This is a genomic window from Novosphingobium sp. ZW T3_23 (genome assembly GCF_044987305.1).
In the GTDB taxonomy this organism is placed as follows: domain Bacteria; phylum Pseudomonadota; class Alphaproteobacteria; order Sphingomonadales; family Sphingomonadaceae; genus Novosphingobium.
On the sequence record NZ_JBJDRF010000152.1, the window covers coordinates 1 to 600 of the forward strand.

Genomic DNA, 600 nt, shown 5'->3' on the forward strand with positions numbered 1-600 from the left:
CCCGCCCATTGCCAAACCCAACCATTACCTCGTCGATTTCGCCGGGCGACATCTTCCCGTGCGCCTGGACCAGGGTCAGATCGGGGGCAGCACGTCGTATCTTCTCGGCGACCTTCGCCATGTCCTCGATACGCGGCACGACCACGAAGCTCTGGCCTCCCCGGGCCTTTTCGCGGGTGAGCGCGGTGCGGATCAGTACATCGTCGTACTCGCCGATGCTGGTGCGGATAGGCTGCCGCCGGGCCGGAGGCGTGGCAATGACCGACATCTGCTGAAGGCCCACGAGCGCCGCCTGCAAGGTGCGCGGGATCGGCGTCGCGCTGAGGCTCAGGATATGGACGGTCCCCAAGCCGCGCAGACGGGCCTTGTCGGCAGCACCGAAGCGTTGTTCTTCGTCGATTATCACCAGCCCCGGCCTGGCGTAGCTCACGCCTTTCGCCATCACCGCTCCGGTACCCACGACGATATCGATGGACCCATCGGCAAGCCCGGCCTTTGCGGCCTTCCTTTCCGCAGCGGTACTGAGCCGCGACAGGCCGACGATCTCGATCTTCGTCCCCTCGAAGCGACGGCGGAACGTTTCGAGATGCTGCCGCACGA

At 65.5% G+C, this 600-nt stretch carries 1 protein-coding gene; it reads right to left on the reverse strand.

The annotated features are described in order from the left end of the window. Positions 1–600 (reverse strand): DEAD/DEAH box helicase (locus tag ACI3K3_RS25770; protein WP_404918971.1); only part of this gene is annotated, 600 nt, incomplete at both ends.